The sequence below is a fragment of the Sphingorhabdus sp. M41 genome (genome assembly GCF_001586275.1).
GTDB lineage: Bacteria > Pseudomonadota > Alphaproteobacteria > Sphingomonadales > Sphingomonadaceae > Parasphingorhabdus.
In genome coordinates this window covers 302,291-324,590 of the sequence record NZ_CP014545.1, presented here as the reverse complement: position 1 = coordinate 324,590, position 22,300 = coordinate 302,291, and the positions used below count along the sequence as shown (strand labels likewise).

Genomic DNA, 22,300 nt, shown 5'->3' with positions numbered 1-22,300 from the left:
GATGCCCCCGGTCTATTCGCTCGGCAAGTCGGCAAGCAGCTTGTCCAGCGTGGCCGGATAATCGCGAACCCGAATGCCTGTCGCGTTATATATCGCGTTGGTAACCGCTGCCGCGGCGCCACAAATGCCCAGCTCACCAATGCCCTTGGCCTGTATCGGGCTAGCAAATTCATCCCGCTCCTTGAGCAGCACCACTTCAATTTGCGGAACATCCAGATTTACCGGAATATGATATTCCGCCAAGTCGTGATTGACGATATGTCCGTCTCTTCCATCGAAGACCAGCTCTTCGGTCAGGGCACTGCCGATACCCCAGATCATACCGCCATAGCATTGCGATGTCGCGGTTTTCTCGTTCAGGATCCTGCCTGCGCCAAATACCCCGAGCATCCGCCTCACCCTTGTTTCACCGGTCACCGCATTGACGGCAACTTCGGCAAAATAGGATCCGTAAGTTGCCTGTTGCATCTCCTCGAGCGTCTGGCCCGGTTCAATATGACCGACTGCGGAGAGTGGCTTTCCGTCGAGAATGTCCGTGATCGGCCGCGCCGTGTCGCCGGTTCCCGCTTTGCCATCAGCCAGCTTCAGATCGGCTTCGTCGCTATCCAGCTTTTTCGCAATCGCTTTGCGAATCTCCTCGCAGGCCAGAAAAACCGCCGAGCCGGAAGAGGATGCACCCCAGGAACCACCCGAACCCGGTCCTGCCGGAAAGTCGCTATCCCCAAGCTTCGTCTCTATTTTCTCCGCCGGCAATCCCAGCATGTCGCCGACAATTTGCGTCAATATCGCATAAGTGCCGGTTCCAATATCGGTCATGTCGGTTTCGACCACGGCGCTACCATCGGCAAGCAGAGTCACTTTGGCTTTCGCTTCCGAGAGGATATTGACCCGGGCAGCACCCGCCATCCCGTGCCCCACCAGCCAGTCGCCTTCGCGCAATGATCCGGGCTTCTTGTTGCGTTTGTCCCATTCAAATAATTTGGCGCCCTCATCCAGCGCTTCGATGAACCGGCGGGACGAATAAGGGATATCCTGCTCCGGATGACGGTCAGGAACATTTCGTCTTCTAAGTTCAACCGGATCAATGCCGGATGCTTCGGCCAGTTCATCCATTGCATTTTCCAGCACCTGCATGCCGACCGCCTCGCCCGGCGCCCGGACCGAGCCGCCGCAAGTGCGATTAACCCGCGCCACTTCGATGCTGAGCTTGCGGTTTTTGCCGCCATACATGAAATGGGTTGCCTGGGTGACCGGCTCGTAAAATTCTTCTTCGGGAAGATTTGACACCAGACATTCGTGGCCAAGACCCGTCAGAACACCGTCCTCTCCGCAAGCCAGCCGGACATGCTGGCGGGTTTCCGACCGGCGCATGGTCGCTTCAAACACCTGTGGCCGCGACAAGGCAACGCAGACCGGCTGCCCGACCTCCTTGGCAGCGAGCGCAGCGGCAACGGCTTCGGGCGAAATGCCCAGTTTCGAGCCAAAGCCGCCGCCGACATATGGCGACAGCATCCGGATATTCTCCGGCACGATGTGCAGCGCATCCGCCAGCTCGTTGATGTTGAAATTGAGCATCTGATAGCTGCCGCGCAGAGTCAGCTTGTCGCCTTCCCAGCTGGCAATGGCGCAATGCGGCTCCATGGCAGCGCTATTATGTCCCGGCGTGCGATAGATCTGGTCGACGGTAAAGGCGGCATCGGCCATGGCCTTGTCGAGATCGCCCTGATCAAGCTGATCTTCCTCCGGTTTATCGGTGTCAGTTTCATCCGTCTCCGGATCGAACGCGGCATTGCCCGCAGGTTCATAGCTGACCTTCAATATATTGGCCGCATGGCGCGCCTGTTCAAACGTGTCGGCGACCACCAGCGCGATCGGCTGGCCGAAATAGTCGACCTGCCTGGCCCCTTGCGCCGGCGCTTCATCGGCACCGCCTTGCGCCGGTCGGCGCAGCAAGCGATCATCCGTGACCACCGCCCGGACACCGTTCTTGCCGATCAGTTCGCCGCTCGCGACGTCGGTCACCCGGCCCTTGGCTATGGTGGCGCGGACCAGCACGCCGTGAATCAAGCCCGGCATTTCCCATTCGTGGGCGTAGGTCGCTTGTCCGGAAACCTTGAGCGGCCCGTCCGGACGATCCATCGGCGATCCGACCAGCCCCTGGACCATATCATCAAGCCGGTTACGCGAATCCGCCTTGTCCATTTTCAGATGTGCGGTCATGTGGCTGCTCCTGTTCCGGTGGCTTCTTGCAGGACGGAGATCAGCACCCGTCTGGTCAGCGGTATTTTGAAATCATTGTGACCATAGCCCTCGGCCTCGGCGAGCAATTGATCTGCTGCCCTGCCAAATAATGCTGATGACGGCTTCTCACCGGTCAAAAGCGTCTCGACGGCGGCATCGCGCCACGGCTTGTGCGCCAGTCCGCCAAAGGCCAGCGCGGCGGAAGCAATGGTATCGCCGTCCATCTCGACGACGGCTGCCACAGAGCAAAGCGCAAAGGCATAAGAGGCCCGGTCGCGGACCTTGCGATAGATATGTTTTCCCTCAATCGGAGGCGGCAAGATCACTGCAGTAATCAACTCGCCAGCCTCCAGGATATTGTCTCTTTCAGGATTATCGCCCGGCAGGACGTGAAAATCCTGGATCGGCACCTGCCTGATCTCGCCGTCGACATTTTCAATCTCGATCTGCGCATCCAGCGCCGTCATCGCTACCGCCATGTCTCCGGGATAGGTAGCGATACAGGCATCGCTCGCCCCCAGAATTGCGTGAATACGGTTAAAGCCTGCCAGCGCCTGACAGCCAGAACCAGGTTCGCGTTTGTTGCACGGCATTGCCGTGTCATAAAAATAATAGCAGCGGGTCCGCTGGCACAAATTGCCACCCGTGGTCGCCTTGTTGCGCAGCTGTCCGCTGGCACCGGCCAGAATAGCACGCGACAGGACAGGATAATCGCTCCGGACACGTGCATCGGCGGCGCAATCGCTGTTGGTTACCAGCGCGCCAATCCGAAGACCGCCGTCATCGGTCACGGTGATTTCGGAAAGGTCGAGCCGGTTAATATCCACCAGCTTGTCGGGAGTCATCACCTCCAGCTTCATCAGATCGAGCAGATTTGTGCCGCCTGCAATATAGGTCGCATTATTCGCCGCCTGTGCGGTTGCATCGGCGCGTTCGCTGGCTCTGGCATAAGCAAATGGCTTCATGACTCTTCTCCGGCAACCTGACGGATCGCATTGACAATATTGGGATAGGCGGCGCAGCGGCACAGGTTGCCGCTCATCCGCTCTGAAATTTCCTCGTTGCTCAGGCCTTCGGGACCATCAAGATCGCCGGACACAAAACTTGGCCATCCCGCTTTTGCTTCCTCGATCATCGCCGTCGCCGAACAAATCTGCCCTGGCGTGCAATATCCGCACTGGAACCCGTCATGAGCGACAAAGGCAGATTGCAAAGCCGACAGGTTGCCCGGTTCGCCCAGCCCCTCGATTGTCGTGATATCATCGCCGTCATGCATACAGGCGAGCGTCAGGCAGCTGTTAATCCGGCGACCCTCGACGATCACGGTGCAGGCGCCGCATTGTCCGTGGTCACAACCCTTCTTGGTTCCGGTCAGCCCGAGATGGTTACGCAGCGCATCCAGCAAGGTCACTCTGCTATCGGCCTTCAACTTATGGGTTGTGCCGTTCACGCTCAATTCTGTGGTTTCCATCTAAAAGGCGTCCTTCCCTAACATGCAATATGATGCCCGCAGATCAGCTAGCGTCAGCGATCATGGTCGGCTGGTGGCGATATAAAATCGCAAAATGCATGGTAGCTATACGTCCTGTCCCCCAAAAGGTTCCGGAGAATGAAAGGGTCGACAGGACAAGTATCGCGCAGGACATCGCTGCATTTGTCCGGACCAAGCGCTCCATGCTGAACAGACCAGCCGAAAATTGCGTGCGGATGCACGTGGAACATTCTCCCTACCTGTCTCTCAATAAAGCATTTTTTTAATACCCACTCAAGCAATCGGCAATATTGCTAAGATTTTTGATTAAGTACACTTCCGCTAAAACTAGCTATAGTTGTATATTTGGTAGTTTTCTGTAATATAGAAACATCCGAAAACAGCTAAAGTTTGGGGTTATCATGTTCGACAAGCAAGGTTCATTGCACAGTCCGGCTGCAGATCTTGACGATGACAGCAGGCAGAGTGATACAGTTATGGGAGATGGAAAATGCATGGTCGGCGGCTGCTCCTGCCCTTCCTTTGTAGATCCTCCCGGCGGCTTTGACTGCAAACGCTGTGGACATGCCAAATCGGAACATTGGTAAGCCGGTTGTCGGAGATCGATTCAGACAATCCGCTGGTTCTGAGGCAGCGTATCACAGAGCTGGAGAACCAGTTGGCCGAGGAACAGAAAAAGCCGTTCTGGACCTTTGACTCGTGGCAGGATGCGCTCAAGACAGTGTCTCTCCCCATCGCCCTGATAATGGCGCTTGTCGCTTTCTGGGATACGATCATTCTCGGAGCAGTCGGCCAGGACAGCAAATCGATAGCGCAAGTGCGGCAAAATATCGAAGCGATACAGACCATGGATCAAAAAGTTTACGTGCTACAGGATGAAGGGCAAGACGGGCGCGCCCAAGCCACAGAAGCCGCTGTCGTCGCGCGCCGCGACCGGATTGTTGCAGAAACATATGATCACTGGCTTCGCAACCCGTCCTATTTCCGTCCTGCGGAACTGCAGATATTAACCCATCACCTGATTTTGCAATATCGCACCGCAGATGCTCTGAAAGTGTTTGAAGAATATTGGCGCACTCGCAAGACCATTTCGCAAAAGGCAGAAGCCAAGTTGCTGGAGGCGCGGATCTATGCCCGGGAAGGGCCAGTGCAGGATATGGAAAAAGCAGTTGGTCTTCTGAAAGAGGCCTTTACAATTTCGGAAGGGATCAGGTCTTCTTATGATCGGCTGTTGGTGCAGGGACAGATTTTATACAAACGCGGATTGACGGAAATCGAACGGGAAGGCGGTTGCGATTCTGCCGAACCATATGCGGATATGCTCGACGAGATGGCCACCGAAGGCCCCTCAGCGATCCTGGCCAGCGCAGCGGCGGACATGAGGGCACAATATACAACCCGCTGCACGGATCGAAAATCCACCGGTTAATCCGGGAATTTCGGCTTTCTCTTGGCAGATAACAATCTCGCTGATCGCGTCACCGGGAAAGTGGGACGGGCAACATATTCTTTCCTACATATTACCAAATAGGTTATTTCATTTGCATTTTCTAGCCAATAAAGGAGGCAAATGATATGAACGACCAATTTCCGCCCATCGATACGCCCCCATCGCCCGCACCCAGCTGGACCTCCGAAAAGCAGCGAACCTTCCTTGAGGCGCTGACCCGCTGCGGGTCGGTAAAGGCGGCCGCTGCTTACACCGGGATGAGCCGGGAGGGGGCCTAGCGGCTGCGCCGGCGGGACGAGGGGCAAGCATTCGCGCGCGCCTGGGACGCGGCACTGATCCATGCCCGCGATCTTTATGCCGAGACCTTGCTCGATACCGGGCTCAACGGCTGGACCGAGACCGTCTGGTATCATGGCGAGGAAGTGGGTGAGCGTACGCGTTTTTCGCCGGGGCTGCTGCTCGCCGCACTGGCACGTCTTGACGCCAAGGCCGACGGCATGGATATGGCAGGCGATCCCGCCCGCGAAGCGGCGGCGGATTTCGAAGAAATGGTAGAAGCGATCGGAGACGGCAAGGATTGCACCGCCATGCTCGAGGCGCAGGATCAGGCCGCGAAGGCCCGCCGCGCACCCGCCCCCCGGTCTGGCCTTGCAGGCCTTAGCGAAGCAGAAATAATCAGCCGAATCGAGATGTTTGACGAACGCGAACGGATCTTGGAGACCGCGCCCGAGGATATCGACACATCCGATCTCGATCCGTACGAGGCAGACGACTGGGATGAGCTGCAATGGGCGCGAGCCGAGCGCAGCGGCATGACGGCAGAGCCGGGCTTCTGGGAAAAGGCGAACCCCGACGGCAGTGATCGCGACGACGAATGGGATCAACCGGCAGAGGATCGCCCCGGAGAGAATGGCCCCGGAGAGAATGGCTCCGCAGAGGATGATTCATCTTTCCACTAAAGGGGGTGTGACCCGTGTGACCCTGCAAGACTCCCGATCGCCATTCAGGCCGTCCAAGAAAAACCCGTCGACAAGAGATCAGTGACCGGCCTATTCTCCCCGAACAAGAAGCGGAACCATCGGACCTTGCCTTGATATTCAATATCATCATCATCCTGTCGGTGATCGCGACCGGCTTGATATTGCTTGCGCCGCGCTTGTCAAAATCGCTTGTCTGGCGCGCGACGGTGACGCCGCTGGCCTCGATCATCGGCAGCGGATTCCTGGTACTCGCACCGATATTGGTATCGGATTACGGCTATATGGCACCGGCCATCATGGCCGGACTTTGTCTCGGTGCCTATCTGTTCGGGGCGGCGATCCGCTTCAACATCTTTCACCGCAATATCCGCGAACCGGTCCGGGATGACGGGATCAACCGGCTGGAAATTGCCGCCTCATGGGCGCTGGTTTTCGCCTTCACCATTTCGGTCGGCTATTATCTCAATCTGTTCGGCGCCTTCGGCGTCAGCCTGACCGCCTTTGACAACCCGGCCAACGCCAAGCTGCTGACCTCGGCAATCTATATAATTATCTTGATCGTCGGCTGGACTCGCGGATTCAAAGCGCTGGAAAAGATGGAATATAGTGCCGTGACACTGAAGCTGGCGATCATCGTCGGTCTGCTGGTCGGCCTGACCTGGTATTTCTACCAGAAGGCGAGCGATGCGACGCTGTTTGTCCACCCGCCGCTGCTTTCCGGCTGGCCTGCGCTCACCCTCGCCTTCGGCCTGATCATCACCGTGCAGGGTTTCGAAACCTCGCGCTATCTCGGCCGAAACTATGATGCGACGACCCGGATCAGTTCGATGCGCCTGGCGCAGATCGTCAGCGCGGTGATCTACATGATCTACATCGGCCTGTTCGCCTATAGTTTCGAACGCGAGCAGTTCGCCCTGACCGAAACCGCGATCATCGACATGATGGGAATCATAACCCCGATCCTGCCGCTGCTGCTGGTCGCCGCCGCGCTGGCGGCGCAGTTCAGCGCGGCGATCGCCGATACCAGCGGCTCGGGCGGGCTGGTGGAGGAATTGACCAGGGGACATGTCAAGGCGCGCACCGGCTATGCCATATTGGTCGGCATCGGCTTGTTCATGACCTGGAGCATCAATATTTTCCAGATCATCGCTTACGCCAGCCGTGCCTTTGCGCTCTATTACACCCTGCAATCGGTGATAGCCGCGCGGCGGGCCTTCCTGATCCCCGGTAACCGGCTCAAGGGTGCGGGCTTCATCCTGCTGGCGATACTCGGGGTGATGATCGTGCTGTTCGGCAATGACGTCGAATCGTCGAACGCCTGAAAAACCGGCCCTGAAAGCCGGTGAGACCAACCAGCTAGACGCTGGCGGTCCGCGGTCGCGCTTGCCGATAGGTGCCCAATATCCGCACGCTGTTGCAGTGGAAGCCAAGCTCCGCGAGCGCCCGATCAATCGCCGGATCACCGGGAGCACCCTCGATGTCGGCGAAAAATTCGGTGGCGGCAAAGCTGCTGCCCTGCTGGTAGCTTTCCAGCTTGGTCATGTTGACGCCATTGGTCGCAAAGCTGCCCAGCGCCTTGTAGAGCGCGGCGGGAATATTTTTGACCTCGAAAATGAAGGTTGTCATCAGCGGACCATTGGGTTCCGGTTTTGCCGCCTCCGGCGCGAGCACGACGAAACGGGTGATATTGTCCGGCGCATCCTCGATCGCATCGGCAATCGGCTGCAGGCCGTAAATTTGCGCGGCAAGCTTGGGCGCAATGGCGGCGGCATGGGGATCGTCCTGCTGCGCGACAAAGGCGGCGGCAGCGGCGGTATCGGCATAGGCTACCGGGATGATCCCGCGCGCGCGCAGATAGTGGCGGCATTGGCCAAGCGCCTGCGGATGGCTCATCGCCGTGCGGATTTCGGCATCGGCCGATCGCGCCATCAGGCAATGGCTGATCTGCATGAAATATTCGTCGACGATATGCAGGCCCGATTCGGGGAGCAGAAAATGGATATCGGCAACCCGCCCGTTGAGCGAATTTTCGATCGGGATGATCGCGCTTCCCGCCGTGCCATGCTTCACCGCATCGATCGCATCCTCGAAGGCGAAGCAGGGAACCGGCAGTCCGTCCGGCGCATAGTCGAGCGCGGCAAGATGGGAATTGGCACCGGGCGCGCCCTGGAAGGCAATCGCCTTTTCCGGGTTTTCAGCGCCTTTCACGGTCATTTTCCTGACCATGCCCAATGCGTTTTTAGGAAAACTATCCATCTCGTCCCTCTTTTGCACTGTTGCGATAGTCGAACGGGACGCAGCGGGGCAAGAGGGAAGTGGCCTAACCGGCAGAGCGTTGCGCATTTGCCATCGGGGCGAGCGCAATTTACGGCAATTGAGGCCTTGCGTTGCCCGATTGCTCTCTTTACAGACAGCACAAATTTGGCAGGCCCTTGGCCGCCGCTCACTCAGGGGTTTGAGACAATTTATGAGCAACAATAACACCATCGCAGGTTGGGTACTGGCTGGCGGCATCGCGGCCCTCGGCTTTTCCATTGTCAGCGGCAAATATTTTCACGCCGGCAAGCACGAGCGCCCAGAAGTCATGGGCTATGTGATCGAAGGCGTTGAAACCTCCGGTGGTGCCGATTCGGGCCCGTCGATCGAAACCCTGTTGCAGACCGCTGACGCCGCTGCGGGTGAAAAGGTCTTTGGCAAATGTGCCGCCTGCCACACGATCAATCAGGGCGGCGCCAATGGTATCGGTCCGAATCTGTGGGCAACCATGGGCAAGCCGCATGGCCATGTCGCCGGCTTTGCCTATAGCGATGCGCTGAAAAGCGTTCCCGGCAATTGGGACTGGGCGAGCATGGATGCGTGGCTGACCTCGCCCCGTAAATATGCCAATGGTACGAAGATGACCTTTGCCGGCCTTGGCAAAGCGGAAGACCGGGCCAATCTGATGGTCTATCTCAATGCACAGGGTTCGAACCTGCCATTGCCGGCTGCACCGATAGTAGAAGCAGCTCCGGTTGAAGGTGAAGAAGCTCCGGCTACTGGCGAAGAAGCACCAGTTGAAGGCGCGGAACCCGTCGCCGCAGAAGCAGCACCAGCCGAATAAAATAACCTGCTCGTCGGCTGCTTAGGCGCAGTCGATCCCGTAAAATTTCTGGATGATGCCCCAGGCCTCGTCGGCGGTTTCGACGAACTGGAACAGGTCCAGATCCTTGCGACTGATCGTGCCTTCCTCGGCCAGCGCCTCGAAATTGACCACCCGGTTCCAGAAGGCTTCCCCGAACAGCAGGATCGGAAGCTTTTCCATCTTGCCGGTCTGCACCAGAGTGACCAGCTCGAGAAATTCGTCCAGCGTCCCGAAGCCACCCGGAAACACAGCCACCGCTCTGGCGCGCAGCAGGAAGTGCATCTTGCGCAGCGCGAAATAGTGGAACTGGAAACTCAGTGACGGCGTGACATATTCATTGGGTGCCTGTTCGTGCGGCAGCACAATATTGAGCCCGATCGACTCCTTGCCGGCATCGGCAGCGCCGCGATTGGCTGCTTCCATGATCGAAGGTCCGCCACCGGAGCAGACAACGAAATCGCGCTTGCCATTTTCCGAGATACCGCAGGCGCTCGCAAGCCGCGCCAGTTCGCGGGCTTCGTCATAATATTTGGCCTTCTCCTTGAGCCGCTCGGCAATCTTGCGCGCATCATCATCAGCCGCAGCCTCGATCAGAGCATCAGCCTTGCTTGGCTCCGGGATGCGCGCCGACCCGTACATCACCAATGTCGAACCGATGCCCGCCTCGTCGAGCAGCATTTCGGGCTTGAGCAGTTCAAGCTGGAAGCGGACAGGACGCAGTTCTTCACGGAGAAGAAACTCGGTATCCTGAAACGCCAGCCGATAGGCCGGGTCGCGGGTCTGAGCAGTGCCGATATCAGCCTTTTCGGCAAATTCGGCTTCCTCTTTGGCATGGTAAAAGCGACGGTCGTGGAGATCTTTATTGGTCATGGCTTCGCCCTAGAGCAAAGATTTGTGGCTGACCAGTAGCCTTATTCCCCTACCGGCAATATCCATTACCGCTCATGTCGAGATGGAAATGATCGCGATGAGCAGCATTGTAATTGGGGCTGAGAACGGTGCCAAAACGCTTGCAGGCGCTGTCATGGATCGCGGTGAGAAATTGCATCTCCCGGCGACCGCTCTTCCAGTTATTCTCAACCGTTATCCGGCGGCCATCGGTGAGCACAAAAGCGGACACGTCGATTGCATTGGCGTGGGCGTGCTGCGACAATTTTCCGGATCCGGCGATATTGCGACAACTATAGCTGCCCATGGTTTCGATCCGCTTGAGGTCACTGCCGAGATATTTGCGCGCCGCACGTTTCACGGCATATTCGGTCCATGCGGCAAATTTGCCCGCCAATTCACATTTGACTGGCCCCAGGTTGGTTACATCTGCGCCGACATCGAGCAGCTTGATACTATCAATCTGGCTGCAACCGCCACTGAACTGCCGGTTGGGTAACGGAGAGAAGCGAACATTGGCCTTGCCAAGGTCGCTGAAACATTGACGAGCAGAAGGGCTGGGATCAAATGCACCAAGGCCCGCTGTTGGTGAAGGGCGCGCCGCTTGCTCGCTTCGACCCCCCGGGATTGCGCCGCAAGCGCTGAGCAGCACTGACACCATGGCTAACGCAAATATACCACGCATCGATCGACTCTGCTCATTCCCGGTTCTCATATCTATGACCTAGCGGAAGATGGTTAAAATCAGGCTAACGAGCATGGTCAATAAAAGCTTGGCGAACAGTCAACTCGCTGCCGGGAACAATCACAGTGAAATGTTGCTGGATCATATGCCCGATAAAAATGCATGACCATCGCTGCTTCGGACTGGCCGCCGTTGACGATGGCATTACCGGCGCCCATGCGTATTTTCTTCTACTTCTACTATTGGAACTATGGCGAGCCATTGTCAGATATGGCAGAAGGAAGTCTGAAGCGATGCAGTTCGAATCGCTGCAAACCGATTAGCATTGGAAAATATGAAGATGAAATATACCGTAATCACTGCTGCAGCTGCCGCATTAATCGCCACTGCCGGCTTGTCCGCTCCCGCTCTTGCTACCGGCAAGATGACCTGTGACGCTGGACCGCAAGCGAGCTGGAAAGCGCGGGCAGAACTGGAAGCCGCTCTGGTCACGCTGGGCTGGACGGTCAAAAAATCCAAGGTCGATGGCGGCTGCTATGAGGTATATGGCACTACCCCCGAAGGCGAACAGGTTGAAGCCTATTTCCACCCTGTAACGCTTGAAAAACTGCTGGTTTCACGCCGCGGCAAGGTTCTTTTCCGCAAGCAATAGACGGTATCATCCGCAACCAAGAACGCGCTTGACATGCTGCGCCGCACAAGACAAAGCGGCGCCGGGCCACGCGGTCCCAACGCCGCGCGAGCTCTCTGTAAGGAGAAGCGTTTAAATGACCGATACCAATGTACCGACGCCAGAATTGCGTCCTGACTGCCCGAATTTCTCTTCGGGCCCGACAGCCAAATTCCCCGGCTGGTCCCTCGACAAGATCAACACCATCGCCATGGGCCGCTCCCATCGTAGCGCCACCGGCAAGGCACGGCTGAAATATGCCATTGATCTGAGCCGCGAGCTGCTCGGCATCCCCGACGACTATCTGATCGGCATCGTGCCGGCTTCCGATACCGGAGCCGTCGAACTGGCGATGTGGAATATGCTGGGCGCCCGTCCGGTGACCGTCGCTGCATGGGAAAGCTTTGGCAATGTCTGGATCCAGGACGCTGTAAAACAGCTCAAGCCTGCAAACCTGACCGTGCTTGAAGCCGATTATGGCGAAATTCCTGACCTGGGCGGAATCGACAAAGGTGACGATATTGTCTTCACTTGGAACGGCACGACCTCGGGCGCCAGAATTCCCGATACCGACTGGATTGCCGCCGACCGTGAAGGTGTCACCATCAACGACGCGACCAGCGCCGTCTTTGCCCAGCCTATGGATTGGTCAAAACTCGATGCCACGACGTTTAGCTGGCAGAAGGTCATGGGATCGGAAGCCGCTCATGGTATGCTGATTCTCAGCCCGCGCGCCGTCGAACGGATTGAAAGCTACACCCCGTCTTGGCCGCTGCCGAAAATCTTCCGTGTGAAAAAGGGCGACAAGCTCAACACCGCGATTTTCGAAGGCGCGACGATCAACACGCCATCTCTGCTCGCCACCGAAGATTATATTGCTGCGCTCGAATGGGCGAAGTCGATTGGCGGCTTGTCCGAACTGCATGCCCGCGCCGACCGCAACGCCAAAACCGTTCACGACTGGATCGAAGCGACGCCGTGGATGCGCAATATGGTCAGCGATCCGGCCAAATGGACCAACACCGGCGTCTGCATGGTGTTCCAGGGTGACTGGTATGATGGTCTCGATGATGATGCAAAGGCCTCCGTGCCCAAGAAAATCGCTGCAATGCTCGAGAAGATGGACATTGCCTATGATTTCAACGGCTATCGCGACGCACCGCCGTCGTTGCGCATCTGGTGCGGCTCGACCGTCGAGCAGGAAGATGTTCGCCGTCTGCTGCTGTGGATCGAATGGGCTTATGCCCAGGTGAAAGCCGAACTTTCCTAATATTTGTGTCGCCCCGGCGAGAGCCGGGGCCAGACCAATGTCCTGCGATAGCGTCATTGGTCTCGAAGCCGGCCCGTGCCGGCGCGATCATTCCGACAAGGAACATATATCATGCCAAAAGTACTTATTTCCGACAAAATGGACCCGAAAGCCGCCGAGATTTTTCGCGAGCGCGGTTGCGAAGTGGACGAAATCACCGGTCAGACTCCCGAAGAGCTGATGAAGATCATCGGCGACTATGATGGCCTTGCCATCCGCTCTTCCACCACGGTCACACCCGAAATATTGGAAGCCGCAACCAACCTGAAAGTGGTAGGCCGTGCCGGCATCGGCGTCGACAATGTCGATATCCCGGCCGCTTCTGCCAAGGGTGTCGTAGTCATGAATACGCCGTTCGGCAACAGCATCACCACAGCTGAACACGCCATCGCGTTGATGTTCGCGCTCGCTCGCCAGCTGCCGTCCGCCGACGCCTCGACCCAGGCCGGCAAATGGGAAAAATCGAAATTCATGGGCGTGGAACTGACCAGCAAGACGCTCGGCCTGATCGGCGCCGGCAATATCGGTTCGATTGTCGCCGAACGCGCCATTGGCCTGCGGATGAAGGTTGTCGCCTATGATCCGTTCCTGACCGAAGAGCGGGCAGTTGAAATGGGCGTCGAGAAAGTCTCGCTGGACGATCTGCTCGCCCGCGCCGACTTTATCACCATGCACACGCCCCTCACCGACCAAACCCGCAACATCCTCTCGGCCGAAGCCCTTGCCAAAACAAAGCCCGGTGTCCGGATCATCAATTGTGCTCGCGGCGGCTTGATCGACGAAGTGGCATTGAAGGAGGCGTTGGAATCCGGCCAGGTCGCAGGTGCAGCCCTCGACGTTTTTGCGCAGGAACCGGCAAAGGAAAACCCTCTGTTTGGCGCTCCCAACCTGATTTGCACACCGCATCTCGGCGCTTCCACCAGCGAGGCACAGGTAAATGTTGCTATCCAGGTGGCCGAGCAAATGGCCGACTATCTGGTCAATGGCGGCGTCGAAAATGCGCTCAACATGCCCAGCCTTTCGGCAGAACAGGCACCGAAGCTGAAACCCTATATGGCGCTTGCGACACAATTGGGCTCTCTCGTAGGCCAACTCGCTGCCGACCAGATAAAGGGCGTTGCCGTTGAAGTGGAAGGCGCGGCGGCCGAACTGGACCAGAAGCCGATTACGGCAGCCGTCCTGGCTGGTCTGATGCGGGCCTATAGCGACACCGTGAATATGGTCAACGCGCCCTATCTGGCGAAGGAACGCGGACTCGATGTCCGCGAGATCCGCCATGAACGCGAAGGCGATTATCACACTCTCGTGCGGGTTTCCGTGACCACCGACGAAGGCGAGAAATCGGTTGCCGGCACTCTGTTCGGATCATCCGGACCACGTCTGGTCGAGATGTTCGGGATCAAGGTCGAAGCGGATCTCGAAGGTGATATGCTGTATATCGTCAACCAGGATCAGCCCGGCTTCATCGGCAGCGTCGGTTCGACGCTCGGCGAAGCAGGCGTCAATATCGGCACCTTCCACCTGGGCCGTCGCAGTGACGCACCAGGGGGAGAAGCGGTATTGCTGCTCTCGATCGATTCGCCGGTGAAAGAGCCGGTACTATGGTCGATTTGCCAGCTCGAAGGCGTGAAGACGGTCAAGGCGCTGAAGTTTTGATTTGATAGCACCTTACCAAAGAAAAAAGATGGCCTGAGCCTGTGCTTGGGCTATGGAGCAGGGCCATGCAAAAGCCATCCAATCTCTTGCCCGAAGGGTTCCACGACGCGCTGCCGCCTTATGCCGAGGCGGCGTCGCGACTGGAACGCGATGTGCTCGACACGCTGGCCAGCCATGGCTATGCCCGGGTGACGCCGCCACTGGCGGAATATGAAGACGGCCTGACCGATCGGATGCAGGGGACTTCTCGCAACGACCTGATGCGCTTGGTCGATCCTATTTCGCAGCGCACATTGGCGTTACGACCTGATATGACCATGCAAATTGGCCGTATTGCCAAGACAAGCCTGGCCGATCGGCCGCGTCCACTCCGGCTCAGCTACTCAGGACAGGTCTTGAAACTGCGCTCGGGACAGCTGCAACCGGAGCGCAGCCGGTTGCAAATTGGCGCGGAACTTGTCGGCAGTGATAGTGTCATTGCCGCCAGTGAAATTGTATCGGTCGCGATCGAGGCGCTGGAACGAGCGGGCGTCACTGGCATCACCGTAGATTTTACCTTGCCCGACCTGATCGACATTTTGGCGGCAGGCCCATTGCCATTGAACGAAGCCCAGATTGGCGAAGTGCGCGGAGAACTGGATATGAAGGATGCCGGTGGCCTGAGCGCCATGGGCGCGACCGGCTATCTTCCTCTGATAGAGGCAACCGGCCCGTTTGACGAAGCGATGGCAAAACTGCGCAAATTTGACACGGGCGGCCTGCTGGATTCCCGGCTGGACGGTGTTTCCCAGATCGCGGCGAGCATCCAGGGAAAAGCCAGCCTGACTCTCGACCCTACCGAACGGCACGGCTTTGAATATCAGAACTGGTTCGGATTCACGCTCTATGCGGAGACATTTATCGGCGCGCTGGGTCGCGGCGGAAGCTATGAAATCATGCACTCCGATGGAAAATCGGAAGCGGCGGTTGGCTTCTCGCTCTATCCCAATCCGCTGATCGATGCCGGCTTTGGCGCCCATACCAGCGAACAGATATTCTTGCCCCTTGGCCATAACCAATCTGTGGCAGCGCGTCTCCGAACCGATGGTTGGCGCACGGTCGCGGCCCTTTCAGACAAAGACCAGGCAGAAGCGCTTGGTTGTTCTCATATCTTGAACGGCGATCAGCCGGAACCATTATAAGAAAGTGACTCATCAATGGCCAATGTAACGGTAATCGGCGCACAATGGGGTGATGAAGGCAAAGGCAAGATTGTCGACTGGCTGTCCGAACGCGCCGATGTCGTGGTTCGCTTTCAGGGTGGCCATAACGCCGGTCATACGCTGGTTGTCGACGGCGCCGTCTACAAGCTTTCGCTGCTCCCTTCGGGTATCGTCCGCGGAGCGCTGTCGATCATCGGCAATGGCGTGGTACTCGATCCCTGGCATTTACGTGAAGAAATTGCGAAGCTGGAAAGCCAGGGCGTCGCGATCAATACCGATAATTTCGGCATTGCCGAAACCTGCCCGCTGATCCTGCCAATCCACCGCGATCTCGACGCCATGCGCGAAGATGCCAGCGGCAAGGGCAAGATCGGTACGACGCGGCGCGGCATTGGCCCCGCCTATGAAGACAAGGTTGGTCGCCGCGCGATACGTGTCTGCGATCTGGCTCATCTCGACGATCTTGGCCCGCAACTTGACCGGCTGTGCGCCCATCATGACGCGCTCCGAGCGGGCTTTGGCGAACCACCAGTCGACCGCGAACGGCTGCTGGATGATCTGAAGGAAATTGCCGACAGCGTGCTGCAATATGCACAGCCGGTCTGGAAGCGCCTCAACGAAGCGCGGCGCGACGGCAAGCGCATCCTGTTCGAAGGCGCGCAAGGCGTGTTGCTCGATGTCGATCACGGCACCTACCCGTTCGTCACCAGTTCCAATACGATTTCGGGCACTGCTGCGGGTGGCTCCGGCATCGGCCCGTCCGGCACCGGCTATGTGCTCGGGATCACCAAGGCCTATACAACCCGCGTCGGCTCCGGCCCCTTCCCGACCGAGCTGAATGACGATATCGGTCAGCGGCTTGGCGAACGGGGGCATGAATTTGGTACCGTCACCGGCCGCCAGCGGCGCTGCGGCTGGTTCGATGCCGTGCTGGTGCGGCAGGCTCTGGCGGTCTCCGGCGTTGCCGGTATTGCGCTGACCAAGCTCGACGTGCTCGACGGTTTCGCGGAATTGAAAATTTGCGTTGGCTATGATCTGAACGGCGTGACCTACGACTATCTGCCGCCCCATCATCAGGATCAGGCTGCGGTCAAACCGGTCTACGAGACGCTGGAAGGATGGAGCGAATCCACCGCCGGTGCCCGCAGCTGGGCCGATCTGCCGGCGCAGGCGATCAAATATATCCGGCGGGTGGAAGAACTGATCCAGTGTCCTGTGGCATTGGTGAGCACGTCGCCGGAGCGGGACGATACGATATTGGTGACCGATCCATTTGCGGATTAGGCTAATTCGCTAATTTCGCAAGAAATGTGGCCAAAATGCTCTGTGATGTTTGCTTCATAAATTTCTTGGGAATCTCCTAGAGACCCAAGGGCTCTATCCTCTGGACCCGCCATATCTACACGATCGGCGGCAATATCCAGATATCAAACATCGTCCGCCGAGATCATTTCCTCGCGGTCGATCTCGCCGGTCATCGAAGCCACCGTCACCGCCACTGCAGCATCTCCCGAGACATTGGTGGTCGTGCGCATCATGTCCATGATCCGGTCGACGCCAGCCACGAAGGCGATGGTTTCCAGCGGGACGCCAACGCTGCCGAACACCAGCGCCATCATGATCAGGCCTGCGCCCGGTATGCCTGCTGCACCAATCGCGCCGAGCGTCGAAGTGATCGAGATCAGGAAATAGTCGCCCCAGCTCAAATCCACGCCGAATATCTGCGCGCCAAACAATGTGGCGAGGCCGAGATACATGGCGGTGCCGTTCATGTTGATCGTCGCACCAAGCGATACGACAAAACTCGCCACCGAATTGCTGACGCCGAGATTGCGTTCGACGCAGCGCAGGGTCACCGGCAGGGTCGCGTTGGACGAGGCTGTGGAATAGCTGACCGCCATTGCATCGATGATCCCGCGAAAGAAATCCCGCACCGGGAGCTTCGCGATAAATTTGATCATCCCGGAATATACTATTCCAATGATCAGCAGGCAGCCGAGATAATTAAGCCCGACCAGCTGCGCCAGCGAGAGCAAGGCATCCATGCCGAGTGTTCCGGCGACCCATGCCATCAGCGCAAACACGCCAAATGGCGTCAATTCCATCACGATCATGGTGACTTTCTGCATGACGATCGCGCCGCTATCAAAAATCTTTGCCAGTGGCTTGCCGTCCTCCTTGGCCATCAATATGCCGATCCCGATGAGCAGGGCAAAGACGATCAGCGGCAGAACCCTGACATCGGCCATGACCTGTACAGGACTGTCCGGAACGATCGACAGGATCATGTCAACGGCAGTCGTGTCATTGGGAACCGGCGTATCGCCCTTCTCTATCGCGCTGGTATCGACGCCGTTCCCGGGTTGAAAGAAGGTGCCGAGCGCCAGCCCCAGCCAGGCGGCAATCTGACCGGTGATCACGAACAAAATCATCGCCCGTCCGCCAACGCTGCCCAGTTTCTTGAGATCTCCAAGCGCAGCCACGCCGGCCACCAGCGAGAAAAAGATCAGCGGGACGACCAGCATCTTGATCGCCTTGATGAAGAAATCGCCAATCCACTTGATGGCTTCGGCTTCGGGGCCCCATATCAGGCCGGACATGACACCAAGGATAAGCGCCGCGATGACTCGCTGCCAAAGCGGAATCTTGAACCAGAATGCCAGCATGTGATTTTCCCCGTATTTTTCCCGGACCATGCCTATCGTCAGCAAGAGAGCGCGGCAAGCCTTTAGGCCGGGATTACATCCAGAAGCTGATCGCCAGACAGGTCGACAGTCCGACGCCAAAGGTCAGCGGGATACCGGCCTTGAAGAAGTCGGTGAACCGGTAATTGCCCGCTGCATAGACCAGCGTGTTGGTCTGATAGCCGATCGGCGTCGCGAAGCTGGCGGAAGCTGCGAACATGACCGCGATGACCAGAGGCCGGGGATCGACACCCAGATCATTGCCGAGCGCGATGGCAATCGGTGTGATGATGATGGCGACCGCATTATTTGTCACAATCTCGGTCATGATCACCGACAGGACATAAATTGCGAAGACCAGACCCCAGGGCGGCACTTCCCGCAGATAAGGCGTCAATTCGGCGACAATCAGGTCAACGCTGCCGGCCTGCTGCAAGCCCAGACCCACCGCCAGCATGCCGAATATCAGGACCAGAACATTGCCGTCGATCGAGCCCCAGGCTTCTTCCGCGTCAATACAGCGAGCCAGCAAGATCGCACCGACCGCCAAAATGGCGGCGACCGCCAGCGGAATGACATTGAGCGCGGCGAGCACCACCACCGCAACCAGGGCTCCAATGGCAATCGGTGCGCGGTCCCGACGAAAAGCACGGATCTTTGTCTGTCCAACCCCGAACAAATTCGGGTTTTGATACATGCGGTTGATATCTTCACTGGAGCCCGTCACCAGCAATCTGTCCGCCGCGTGAATGCGTGCATTGGTCAGGTCAGACCGCGGCAAATTCCGATAGCGGGTCATGCCCAATATCCGGACATCGAGTCGAGACAGGAAGGGAATGTCGAATAGTCTGTTACCGATGCTGGGATGATTCGGCGCCACCGTGGCCTCGACCAGTTCCTCGCCCATGGGCCCAGCATCACCGGAGCGAACGATTCCGACCTTGAAATCTTCCGATTTCCGCAGCGATATAAGCTCGGCGAGATCGAGTTGTGCGACAATCCGGTCGCCTGCCCGCAGCACATGAAAATCCAGTTCATGACGGATATAGCTGCTGAGGCGCTTCACCGCAGTCACGGTAATACCCGCCCGTCGCAGTTCGGGCACCGCAGACAATTGCTTGTCGATCACCGATGCATTTCGACGCACCGTCAGTTCAGTGAGAAAATCGCTTTCATCGCTGCTGTCAAACTGGCCTTTGACATCGCCGCTCGGAAGCAGCCAGCTGCTGAACAATACCATCATCACCGTACCCGCGACGGCAGCGATCAGTCCGTAAGGCGTGATTTCGAAAATCCCGAATCCGTCCAGACCCTGATCGCGCGCAACCGCATCGACGATCAGGTTGGTCGAAGTACCGATCAGCGTGGTCGTGCCGCCCAATATGCAGATGAAGCTCAGCGGGATAAGCAGTTTCTTTGACGAGAAGCCGGTTGCCCGCGACAGGCGGAGGATGATCGGAATCAGGACGATCACCACCGGCGTGTTGTTCATGAAAGCGGACGCGACGAAAGCACCCAGAAACATCTCGGCGACTGCCAATTTGGGGTGCCGTTTGGCGCGCTTGATGATGAACCCGGCGATCGCGTCAATCGTCCCCGTTCGCAGCAAGGCACCGGACAGAATGAACATCGCGGCAATCGTGATCGGAGCCGTATTGGAGAAGACCGAAAACAGGCCATCGGAATCGATGATCCCGAGGAACAGAAACATGCAAGCCCCGAGCACCGCGACCACGGCAGCGGGAAAGCGCTCCATTATGAACCCGGCAAATAGACACACCAGAATGACGAGACCGATTATCGCCTTATGCTGCTGAATATATTCATCGATGATGTGAAGGATCAGATCGAACATGGATCAGGAATAACCTTGAACAGGGGTCGCTGGGTAGAAAAGCGAGAACCACAGGGCCGCGATTGCCAGCAGATTCTTCATCCGCATTGCGCTCGATGAAGCAGTTTCTGGTCGGCGAGTACCAGCGCCAGCATCGCTTCGACAACCGGAACGCCCCGAATACCGACACAGGGATCGTGACGGCCCTTGGTCGATATTTCAGTCGCTTCACCTTCCGGCGAAATCGTTGCTACCGGCGTCAATATGGAACTGGTCGGTTTGAACGCCACTCGACAGAAAATTGGCTGGCCGGTAGATATCCCGCCAGCAGTACCGCCGCTGTGGTTGGCCAGGAATTCGGGACCATTGGCTCCGGGCCGCATCGCATCGGCATTTTCTTCACCGCGCAGACGGGCGGCAGCAAAGCCGTCACCGATTTCGACACCCTTGGTCGCGTTGATCGTCATCATCGCAGCGGCAATCTCGCTGTCCATTTTGGCATAGACGGGCGCTCCCCAACCAGCGGGCACACCGGTTGCCTCGCAGGCGACTATCGCGCCGAGGCTGCTGCCATCCTTGCGCGCACCATCGACCAGTGCTTCCCAGCGCTTCGCGGCAACGGCATCTGGACAGAAAAAGGGATTATTACCAATTTCATTGGCATCGAAATTCGCCGGATCAATCGCATCGCCGCCGATTTCGGCAACCCATGCCCGGATCGTCACATCCGGAAGCACCAGCCGCGCCACGGCACCGGCCGCAACCCGCGCCGCCGTTTCCCGGGCACTGGACCGGCCACCACCACGATAGTCGCGAAAGCCATATTTCTGGTCATAGGCATAGTCGGCATGACCGGGACGATAGGCCTTCGCCACTTCGCTATAATCCTTGGATCGCTGGTCGACATTCTCGATCATCAGCGAAATCGGTGTGCCAGTCGTTTTGCCCTCGAACACACCGGAAAGGATTTTAACCTCATCCGGTTCCTTGCGCTGCGTGGTATATTTCGACTGGCCGGGTTTGCGGGCATCGAGAAAAGGCTGAATATCCGCTTCACTCAGAGCCAGTCCCGGCGGGCAGCCGTCGACCAGCGCGCCCAATGCAGGCCCGTGGCTCTCTCCCCAAGTGGAAAAGCGGAAGGTGCGACCGAAGGTGTTGAAGCTCATGGAATTTACCTAATGGGAACCAAGCTCAAAGACAAACCGATTCATCAACGGTTGGTGGCCCATCAATCCAGCGCAATATCCGGCGCGTCTTCCTGCTTCATGCCAACAGTATGATAGCCTGCGTCTACATGATGGGTTTCGCCAGTGACGCCTGCGGATAGATCGGACAGGAAATAAAGAGCCGAGGCACCCACGTCGTCAATTGTCACGTTGCGCCGGAGCGGTGCATTAAACTCGTTCCATTTCAGAATATAGCGGAAATCGCCAATTCCGGAAGCGGCCAGTGTCTTGATCGGCCCAGCGGAAATCGCGTTCACCCGAATGCCATCAGGACCGACATCATTCGCAAGATATTTGACCGAGGCTTCAAGAGCCGCTTTAGCCACACCCATGACATTATAGTGAGGGATGACTTTTTCGGCACCATAATAAGATAAGGTGAGCATGGATCCGCCCGCGCTCATCAGTGCTGCAGCCCGTTTGGCAACGGCGGTGAAGCTGTACACGCTGATATTCATCGTCATCAGAAAATCGTCCAGGGTCACATCATAATATTTGCCGCGCAGCGCTTCCTTGTTGGTGAAACCGATCGCGTGGACGACAAAATCAATCTTGCCCCAGCGTTTTTCAAGCTCGGCAAATGCCGTATCCAGCTGGTCCATATCGCTGACGTCACAGTCAATCAGGAAATCGCAGCCCAGTTGTTCTGCCAGCGGTTTGACGCGCTTGGCCATCACCTCGCCCTGATAGCTGATCGCCAGTTCGGCTCCATCCGCAGCCAGACGCTGAGCGATACCCCAGGCCAGTGACTTGTTATTGGCAAGCCCCATGATCAAGCCGCGCTTGCCCTGCATTAAATCACTCATTGCCCCGGTCTCCTGAAATCAGATAATCGCTGCTGATAAACGCTATCCGGATGATT

General features: G+C 57.6%; 19 protein-coding genes. 9 read left to right on the top strand and 10 right to left on the bottom strand.

Annotation, left to right across the window (positions count from 1 at the left end):
* Nucleotides 1–12: 12 nt before the first annotated feature.
* The 3 genes from AZE99_RS01565 to AZE99_RS01555 are packed head-to-tail and all read right to left on the bottom strand — an operon-like array spanning nt 13 to nt 3,712.
* Nucleotides 13–2,220: a xanthine dehydrogenase family protein molybdopterin-binding subunit gene (locus AZE99_RS01565; protein ID WP_067197439.1), complete on the bottom strand. Its 2,208-nt coding sequence runs from the start codon at nt 2,218–2,220 to the stop codon at nt 13–15.
* On the bottom strand, nt 2,217–3,206 hold the full coding sequence (locus AZE99_RS01560; RefSeq protein ID WP_067197436.1) for an FAD binding domain-containing protein: 990 nt from the start codon (nt 3,204–3,206) through the stop codon (nt 2,217–2,219). Before AZE99_RS01560 ends, AZE99_RS01565 begins: the two co-directional genes overlap by 4 nt.
* The gene (locus AZE99_RS01555) at nt 3,203–3,712 is read right to left on the bottom strand and encodes a 2Fe-2S iron-sulfur cluster-binding protein (protein WP_082788184.1); all 510 of its coding nucleotides are present in this window, start codon (nt 3,710–3,712) and stop codon (nt 3,203–3,205) included. Before AZE99_RS01555 ends, AZE99_RS01560 begins: the two co-directional genes overlap by 4 nt.
* Nucleotides 3,713–4,325: 613 nt before the next feature.
* On the opposite strand from AZE99_RS01555, the gene AZE99_RS01545 reads away from it, so the two are divergent.
* The 3 genes from AZE99_RS01545 (at nt 4,326) to AZE99_RS01535 (ending at nt 7,485) form a co-directional block, all read left to right on the top strand.
* Nucleotides 4,326–5,162, top strand: a complete 837-nt coding sequence (locus tag AZE99_RS01545; RefSeq protein ID WP_067197430.1) for a hypothetical protein — start codon at nt 4,326–4,328, stop codon at nt 5,160–5,162.
* A 386-nt stretch (nt 5,163–5,548) separates the two neighbouring features.
* Entirely contained in the window at nt 5,549–6,142 is a 594-nt protein-coding gene (locus tag AZE99_RS01540; RefSeq protein WP_067197427.1) for a hypothetical protein, read from the top strand.
* 131 nt (nt 6,143–6,273) lie between these two features.
* The gene (locus tag AZE99_RS01535; protein WP_197460223.1) at nt 6,274–7,485 is read left to right on the top strand and encodes a hypothetical protein; all 1,212 of its coding nucleotides are present in this window, start codon (nt 6,274–6,276) and stop codon (nt 7,483–7,485) included.
* A 34-nt stretch (nt 7,486–7,519) separates the two neighbouring features.
* Here the strand turns inward: AZE99_RS01535 and AZE99_RS01530 are convergent, their stop codons facing one another.
* On the bottom strand, nt 7,520–8,389 hold the full coding sequence (locus AZE99_RS01530; protein ID WP_443027825.1) for a prephenate dehydratase: 870 nt from the start codon (nt 8,387–8,389) through the stop codon (nt 7,520–7,522).
* Nucleotides 8,390–8,630: 241 nt separating this feature from the next.
* Here AZE99_RS01530 and AZE99_RS01525 point away from each other — a divergent pair, with 241 nt between their 5' ends.
* On the top strand, nt 8,631–9,263 hold the full coding sequence (locus AZE99_RS01525) for a c-type cytochrome (RefSeq protein ID WP_067197422.1): 633 nt from the start codon (nt 8,631–8,633) through the stop codon (nt 9,261–9,263).
* A 21-nt stretch (nt 9,264–9,284) separates the two neighbouring features.
* Here the strand turns inward: AZE99_RS01525 and AZE99_RS01520 are convergent, their stop codons facing one another.
* Nucleotides 9,285–10,154, bottom strand: a complete 870-nt coding sequence (locus tag AZE99_RS01520) for a TIGR00730 family Rossman fold protein (RefSeq protein WP_067197420.1) — start codon at nt 10,152–10,154, stop codon at nt 9,285–9,287.
* 49 nt (nt 10,155–10,203) lie between these two features.
* Nucleotides 10,204–10,857, bottom strand: a complete 654-nt coding sequence (locus tag AZE99_RS15865; protein WP_231862667.1) for an extensin-like domain-containing protein — start codon at nt 10,855–10,857, stop codon at nt 10,204–10,206.
* Between the two features lie 340 nt (nt 10,858–11,197).
* Between AZE99_RS15865 and AZE99_RS01510 the strand changes: the two genes are divergently transcribed.
* The 5 genes from AZE99_RS01510 to AZE99_RS01490 all read left to right on the top strand — a co-directional run bounded on the left by AZE99_RS01510 (nt 11,198) and on the right by AZE99_RS01490 (nt 16,978).
* Nucleotides 11,198–11,509, top strand: a complete 312-nt coding sequence (locus AZE99_RS01510; RefSeq protein ID WP_231862666.1) for a PepSY domain-containing protein — start codon at nt 11,198–11,200, stop codon at nt 11,507–11,509.
* 115 nt (nt 11,510–11,624) lie between these two features.
* Complete coding sequence (locus AZE99_RS01505; protein ID WP_067197413.1) at nt 11,625–12,797, top strand: phosphoserine transaminase; 1,173 nt, start codon at nt 11,625–11,627, stop codon at nt 12,795–12,797.
* A gap of 111 nt (nt 12,798–12,908) precedes the next feature.
* Nucleotides 12,909–14,492: a phosphoglycerate dehydrogenase gene (serA, locus tag AZE99_RS01500; protein ID WP_067197411.1), complete on the top strand. Its 1,584-nt coding sequence runs from the start codon at nt 12,909–12,911 to the stop codon at nt 14,490–14,492.
* Between the two features lie 65 nt (nt 14,493–14,557).
* Nucleotides 14,558–15,673, top strand: a complete 1,116-nt coding sequence (locus tag AZE99_RS01495) for an ATP phosphoribosyltransferase regulatory subunit (RefSeq protein ID WP_067197408.1) — start codon at nt 14,558–14,560, stop codon at nt 15,671–15,673.
* Between the two features lie 15 nt (nt 15,674–15,688).
* Nucleotides 15,689–16,978 carry an adenylosuccinate synthase gene (locus AZE99_RS01490; RefSeq protein WP_067197405.1) on the top strand — a complete coding sequence of 430 codons (1,290 nt, stop codon included), beginning with the start codon at nt 15,689–15,691 and terminating at the stop codon, nt 16,976–16,978.
* A gap of 143 nt (nt 16,979–17,121) precedes the next feature.
* On the opposite strand, the gene AZE99_RS01485 is transcribed toward AZE99_RS01490, so the two are convergent.
* The 4 genes from AZE99_RS01485 to fabI form a co-directional block, all read right to left on the bottom strand.
* Nucleotides 17,122–18,360, bottom strand: coding sequence for a dicarboxylate/amino acid:cation symporter (locus AZE99_RS01485; RefSeq protein WP_067197402.1), 1,239 nt, complete (start codon nt 18,358–18,360; stop codon nt 17,122–17,124).
* Between the two features lie 73 nt (nt 18,361–18,433).
* Complete coding sequence (locus tag AZE99_RS01480) at nt 18,434–20,233, bottom strand: SLC13 family permease (protein WP_067197399.1); 1,800 nt, start codon at nt 20,231–20,233, stop codon at nt 18,434–18,436.
* A gap of 77 nt (nt 20,234–20,310) precedes the next feature.
* Entirely contained in the window at nt 20,311–21,378 is a 1,068-nt protein-coding gene (gene aroC / locus AZE99_RS01475) for a chorismate synthase (RefSeq protein WP_067197397.1), read from the bottom strand.
* 62 nt (nt 21,379–21,440) lie between these two features.
* Nucleotides 21,441–22,244 (bottom strand): enoyl-ACP reductase FabI, encoded by an 804-nt coding sequence (fabI, locus tag AZE99_RS01470; RefSeq protein ID WP_067197394.1) that lies wholly within the window; start codon nt 22,242–22,244, stop codon nt 21,441–21,443.
* Between the last annotated feature and the right edge of the window lie 56 nt (nt 22,245–22,300).